Origin of the sequence: Streptomyces sp., from assembly GCF_019510245.1 — a bacterium.
GTDB lineage: Bacteria > Actinomycetota > Actinomycetes > Streptomycetales > Streptomycetaceae > Streptomyces.
The window spans coordinates 1-5,715 of record NZ_JAEKKT010000308.1; the positions used below are offsets into that span (position 1 = coordinate 1).

Genomic DNA, 5,715 nt, shown 5'->3' on the forward strand with positions numbered 1-5,715 from the left:
ACGACCGGCGCGCTGCTGGCCTTCGCGCCGCTCGTCGTGCTCGCCCTGCAGGCCGGCCCCGGCTTCGTGCCGCTGCTCGCGCCGACTCTCGCCGCCGTCTACGCGTTCGGCATGGTCGCGCAGCGCACCGAGGCCCGTTCCCTCGCCGACGACCTCACCGGCCTGGCGAACCGCAAGCTGCTCGGCACCAACACCGCTCTCGCGGTGCAGTCGGGAGAGGTCGCCCTGGTGCTGCTCGACCTGGACCGCTTCAAGGAGGTCAACGACACCCTGGGCCACCACGTCGGGGACCAGCTCCTGGTCGCGGTGGCCGGGCGGCTGTCGAGGTCCTTGCGGCCCGGCGACACCGTCGCGCGGCTCGGCGGCGACGAGTTCGCGCTGCTGCTCCCGGGCGCCGACACCGACATCGCCTCGCGGGCCGCGGAGCGGGCACGGGCCGACCTCGCCGAGCCGTTCGTCCTCGACGGGCTGCTGGTCGACGTGGCCGCCAGCGCGGGCATCGCCGCCAGCCCGGAGCACGGGACGACGCTGGACGTGCTGCTGCAGCACGCCGACGTCGCGATGTACCTGTCCAAGGAGTCGGGTCAGGTGGAGGTCTACGACGCCACCCGCGACCACAACAGCCCCACCCGGCTGGCGCTGCTCGGGGAGCTCCGCCGGGCGCTGGAGAACGACGAGCTCGAGCTGCACTACCAGCCGAAGGCCGACCTGCACGACGGTCGGGTGGTCGGCGTCGAGGGCCTGGTGCGCTGGCGGCACCCGCAGCGCGGCCTCATCCCGCCGGACGACTTCATCCCGCTGGCCGAGCGCAGCGGCCTCATCGTCCCGCTGACGGCCTGGGTGCTGGACACCGGGCTCCGGCAGATCGCGGCGTGGCGCGCGCTGGGCTGGGAGCTCGACCTGGCCGTCAACGTCACGGTCAAGGACCTCGCCGGCGACCAGCTCGTGGACCAGGTCAGCCGCGGGCTCGCCCGCTACGGCGTACCGGCGAGCTGCCTGCAGCTCGAGGTGACGGAGGGCTCGCTGTTCTCCGACAGCGCGCGCGCCCGGCAGACCCTCACCCGGCTCGACGCGCTGGGCGTCTCGCTCAGCCTGGACGACTTCGGGACCGGCTGGTCCTCGCTGGTGCAGCTGCGCCAGCTCCCGGTGTCGGAGATCAAGATCGACCGCAGCTTCGTCAGCCGGATGGTGGCCGACACCCGTGACCACGCCATCGTGTGCTCCGTGATCGACCTCGCACGCGGGCTCGGCATGAGGGTCGTCGCCGAGGGCGTCGAGGACGACGCGACGTGGAAGCGGCTGTCGGTGATGGGCTGCGACCGGGCGCAGGGCTGGCTGCTGTCCCGAGCGCTCCCGGCCGACGACCTCAGCCCCTGGCTGGCCCACCAGCTGGCGCCCGAGGTCATCGCCCGAGGGTGACCTCGCCGGTCGCCTCGTCGTAGCTGATGGACCCGTGCTCGAAGACGCTGGTCCGCACCCCGGAGGCGGTGGTCTCGTCCGCCGTCGGGAACCCGAACCTCCCCGTCTCGGCGCCCATCTCCACGTACCTCTCCGCGATCGGCCCGCGGGTCCAGTAGGCGGCTCCGTCGACGGCGCTGATGCGGCCGGTCGCGAACTGCTGCGCCCGTCCCGCGCCGGCCGGCTGCTCGTTCGCGACGGGCAGCCCGAGGACACCGGCCTCGCCGCCGGCGCGGGCGTAGGCGGCGTCGATCACGTCGTACACCTCGACGTTCGCGCCGGACACGAGGTGCACGATCCGGCCCTTCTGGAACCGGGCGGTCCGGGAGCCGGCGACGCCGGTCTCGTCGACGGTCGGGTAGCCGAGCCGACCGCCCTCGGCGCCGAGCTGGCCGTACCGGGCCGTGAGGGCGGAGCCGAGCCAGTGCGCGCCGGTGCTGGGGTGCCAAGAGATCCGGCCCCGCTGGAAGCTGCTGTACCGCCCGGTGCCGTCGGGGGCGCTGCGCGGGGTGGCAGTCGGCCAGCCGAGGGTCCCGCGCTCGCCGCCGACCTTCTCGTACAGCACCGCGATGGCCCCGAGCGTCTCGTAGGCGGCCAGCGTGGGGTGCCACGAGACCCGGCCGTGCTCGAACCGGCTGGCCCACCCGGCGCCGAGGGAGATCGGGTCGGCGACGGGGAACCCGAGCACGCCGGCCTCGTAGCCCAGCCGCTCGTGCCGCGCTGTGATGGCACCGGTCGTGTAGTGCGCCCCGCGCGACGAGGTGTAGGACATCCGGCCCCGGACGTAGCGCTGCGCGCGGCCGCGAGGCACCGCGAACTCCGCGTAGCGCGAGGCACCGAGCGCGCTGCCGCTCTCGCCCAGGGTGAAGTAGCGGCCGCGGATCGCGCTCCACGGGCCGGGGAGCGCCGGTGAGCTGTGGTCGCGGGTGGCGTTGTCGGTCGCGCTGGCCGTGCTGCAGTTGAGGAACTTCCACGGCGGCACGCAGGAGACCACCCGGCACACGACGCTGCCGACCTGCGAGACCTGCTGGTTGCACTGCCCGTAGCGGAAGGCGTTGCAGCACACCCGGCGCTGGTCGCACTGGCCGCCCGGGCCGCAGTGGCAGCCGCACGACCAGCACCTGGAGGAGCAGATGCCGGGGCGGCCGCTGCGCGTCGAGCACCGGCTGCAGAGCGCGTTGCAGTCCACGATGTAGCGGGCTCGGCCGCCGCACAGCGAGGCGCCGTCGGCCTTCCACCAGCCGGCGGCGATCGAGCCGGGCGGGCAGGTGTTGGTGCCGTTGTTCACGGTCGCGCAGAACACCGTCCAGCCGCTGCTGCACGTGGCGCCCGGCCCACAGACAGAGGCGTACGCCGTCTGCGGCTTGAGCGCGAACCCGGCGGTGTCCACCGCCAGCGCGCTGCCGACGACCGCGCTGCGGACGAGGAAGCCGCGCCGGGTGGTGTGCTTGGCGAGCCAGTCGACGACCCCGTCGGTGAGGCGCTGCGACCAGGTCGGGGCAGACGGTCGCTGCAGCTCCGCGAGGGCCTGTGCCGTCGTCACTGGATCCTCATCCCTCGCACCAGCGCGTTCACCTTCACGGCACCCGGGTGCCGCCTGCCGTGGCTGCCGAGGATGGCGAACAGGCAGAACGCCCGGCCGGCCTCGCTGAAGAAGAACTGGGCACCGCTCTGCCCGGGACGGGGCCGCTGCAGTGCCCCGACCTGGAAGTCGGACGGTCGCACCACGGGCAGCCCGCGGTCGGCGAACAACGCCTCGCGGGTCGACGCCGCGTCGTACTCGAACAGGCTGCAGAACACGTCGTCCACCCCGAGCAGCGGCGCCACGTCGGAGCCGAAGTCGCCCCGCGAGCGGGGCAGCGCGATGGTCGCGGCGTGCACCACGAGGTTGCCGGGGCGCCCCGGCACGTCCACCGGCTGCCGGCGGGCCGCGGCCTGCCAGCCGGGAGGGACGGCGAGGGAGAACCCGTGCAGCTTCATGCCAGCAGCCCCAGACCGCCGACGACGAGCGCTGCGGGCGTCAGCCGCTGCGCCCAGCCACGACCGCTGTCCAGCCGGCGGGCCAGGTCGCGCAGCCGCTCCGGGGTGTCGGCGGTGCGGCCGGCCAGCAGCGGCAGCGCCCGCACGAGGCCGAAGGCGCCGCCCACCACGACCGCTGCGGGCAGCCCGAGCAGCACCAGCACCGCCAGCCACGCGTAGGTCGCCGCCGACGTCACGATGGTGACCACGCCCGTCCCGAGCTGCCAGCCGAACCCGGTGGCGTAGACCCAGGCGCGGTAACGCGTCAGCCAGTCCTCGTCGACCTGGCGTCGCCCGGTGGGGACCCGCCCGACCAGGTCCAGCAGCGCGGCCAGCAGCACCAGCACCGCGACTGCCCAGGTCGGTACCGGCAGCACCTCGCCGAGCGCACCGAGCACGAGCCCGGTGGTCATGCCGCCGACGACCGAGGCGACCGTGTAGAGCAGGACGGTCACCGTCCACCTCTGGGAGCGAGCCCGCTGCCCGAGCGGGTTGATGCTGGTGAGCATCGACTCACCTCAAGGCGACCAGGTCGCGCGCAGCGCCGCGACGGTGGCCACGGTGAGGCCGACGAGCAGCGCGCTCATGCCGACTCCCACAGGGACGGGTGGTCGGGGACGATGCCGGCGTCGCGCAGCGCCGCGTCGTCCCGGGCCTCGCGCACGCCGCCGTTGCCCCGCCGGCGCGCCAGGGCGTCCGCCCGCGACTGCGCCATCAGGTCGAGCACCTGCTGCCAGCTCGCACCGGATCCCTCGCCGACCAGCTCGCCCGAGCCGTCGACGTACACGAAGTAGGGGGAGCCGGGGACGCCGAACGCCTCCCACGTCTCCTCCGACATCAGCAGCGGTACCTCTGCCGGCCGGCGCTGCGCGAGCGCCGACGGGCTCTCGTCGTCCGGACCTCGGGTCACCACGACGAGCCGCGCGCCGGGCGGCAGCGGCGGGTCCTGCCGGAAGGCCTTCCAGAACTCCTGACAGGTCGTGCACCCGCTGGAGAGGAAGGCGATCATGGTGTCCTGCCCGAGGAGCGACAGGGCGAGCACCTCGCCGTCCAGCGTCTCCCCGGAGACCGAGTCGGGCACGTTGAGGGCGCCGGTGCGACGGGGAGCGGTCACCCCCTCGACCGTGACCGGCACCGGCTCGGCCCGGCTCTTGTCGAGCTCGAGCCCGGCGCCCAGCTCGTGAAGCGCCTTGAGGATCTCGGCGTGACTGCGCAGCAGCCCCGCGACGAGCACGGCGAGCAGCAGCACGGCGAGCCCGAGCGCGACGACGACCGCGGTCATCGGACCTGGACCAGCGGGAGCACCGCGAGGACGAGGTACGCCGTGACCGCGACGGCGGCCGTGGTGACGACGGCCGCGGCGGTCAGCGGGAGGGCGCCAGGTGCTCCGGTCAGGGCGCCGAGCGCGACGGCCCCGGTGACCAGCGCGTGCGTCCTGGTCGCGGGGACGTCGGCCTTGCCGAAGCAGCCGCAGCTGGCCAGCACCCCGCCGCGCAGCCGGGCCGCCACCACGAAGCCGGTGAAGACGGCGTACGACGCCGCCACCAGCAGCGCGGTCCACCGGGCGCCGTCGACGAGGGCCGCGAGTCCCACTCCGACCTCGGCCGCGGCGACGGCCCGGACGAGCTGCCAGTGGAACCGCAGCCCGACCGAGCGGGCGGCCCTCACGAGCGGCAGCGGATCGTGCACCTTCTGCGCCCCGGCCAGGATGAGCAGGGCCGCGGCCGCGTGGACCAGTCCCTGCAGCAGCACCTCTCCGAAAGTAGTCGTCCTTCGCACCAACGCAAGGAGCGCACGCCGCGCGTCACCCGGTCAGCGCACCTGGACCAGGTGGTCGGTCCGAGGCTGCAGGTGACCGATGACGGGATGTCCCGGCAGCTCCCCGGCGACGAGCAGCCCACCGCTCGTCTGGGCGTCGGCGAGGAGCAGCAGGACGTCCTCGTCGAGGTCGCTGCTGAGGTGCGGCCGCACCCAGTCGAGGTTGCGCCGGGTGCCGCCGCTGACGAAGCCGTCGTGCAGCGCTTCCCTTGCGCCGTCGAGGAAAGGCACGGCTGCGGCGTCGATGACAGCCGTCACGTCCGATGCCCTCGCCAGCTTCAGCAGGTGGCCCAGCAGGCCGAATCCGGTCACGTCGGTGGCCGCGCGCGCGCCGGCCGCGAGGGCCTGCTCGGAGGCCTCCCGGTTGAGCGACGTCATCGCGTCGACCGCCTGCTGGAACACCTCGCCGGTGGCCTTGTG

Annotated in this window: 7 protein-coding genes; 1 reads left to right on the plus strand and 6 read right to left on the minus strand. The window is 74.2% G+C overall.

Going from position 1 to position 5,715, the window contains the following annotated elements; all coding sequences use genetic code 11:
* The coding region (locus tag JF597_RS49655; RefSeq protein ID WP_294012674.1) for an EAL domain-containing protein at positions 1 to 1,419 on the plus strand (1,419 nt) is incomplete at its 5' end.
* On the opposite strand, the gene JF597_RS49660 is transcribed toward JF597_RS49655, so the two are convergent.
* From JF597_RS49660 to JF597_RS49685, 6 genes are all read right to left on the minus strand, one after another.
* On the minus strand, positions 1,403 to 3,001 hold the full coding sequence (locus JF597_RS49660) for a hypothetical protein (RefSeq protein ID WP_294012677.1): 1,599 nt from the start codon (positions 2,999 to 3,001) through the stop codon (positions 1,403 to 1,405). The genes JF597_RS49655 and JF597_RS49660 overlap by 17 nt on opposite strands.
* Positions 2,998 to 3,438 (minus strand): hypothetical protein, encoded by a 441-nt coding sequence (locus JF597_RS49665; RefSeq protein ID WP_294012680.1) that lies wholly within the window; start codon positions 3,436 to 3,438, stop codon positions 2,998 to 3,000. Before JF597_RS49665 ends, JF597_RS49660 begins: the two co-directional genes overlap by 4 nt.
* Complete coding sequence (locus JF597_RS49670; RefSeq protein ID WP_294012682.1) at positions 3,435 to 3,986, minus strand: hypothetical protein; 552 nt, start codon at positions 3,984 to 3,986, stop codon at positions 3,435 to 3,437. The genes JF597_RS49665 and JF597_RS49670 overlap by 4 nt, the downstream gene beginning before the upstream one ends.
* Positions 3,987 to 4,060: 74 nt before the next feature.
* Positions 4,061 to 4,759, minus strand: a complete 699-nt coding sequence (locus tag JF597_RS49675) for a hypothetical protein (protein WP_294012684.1) — start codon at positions 4,757 to 4,759, stop codon at positions 4,061 to 4,063.
* Entirely contained in the window at positions 4,756 to 5,229 is a 474-nt protein-coding gene (locus tag JF597_RS49680) for a MauE/DoxX family redox-associated membrane protein (protein WP_294012686.1), read from the minus strand. The genes JF597_RS49675 and JF597_RS49680 overlap by 4 nt, the downstream gene beginning before the upstream one ends.
* A gap of 60 nt (positions 5,230 to 5,289) precedes the next feature.
* A partial coding sequence (locus JF597_RS49685; protein ID WP_294012688.1) for an AIR synthase-related protein occupies positions 5,290 to 5,715 on the minus strand: 426 nt, incomplete at its 5' end.

Bases quoted from the DNA above. Each gene is read 5' to 3' on its own strand.
- JF597_RS49675 (WP_294012684.1), bottom strand. From the start codon at position 4,759: ATGACCGCGGTCGTCGTCGCGCTCGGGCTCGCCGTGCTGCTGCTCGCC.
- JF597_RS49670 (WP_294012682.1), bottom strand. From the start codon at position 3,986: ATGCTCACCAGCATCAACCCGCTCGGGCAGCGGGCTCGCTCCCAGAGG.
- JF597_RS49665 (WP_294012680.1), bottom strand. From the start codon at position 3,438: ATGAAGCTGCACGGGTTCTCCCTCGCCGTCCCTCCCGGCTGGCAGGCC.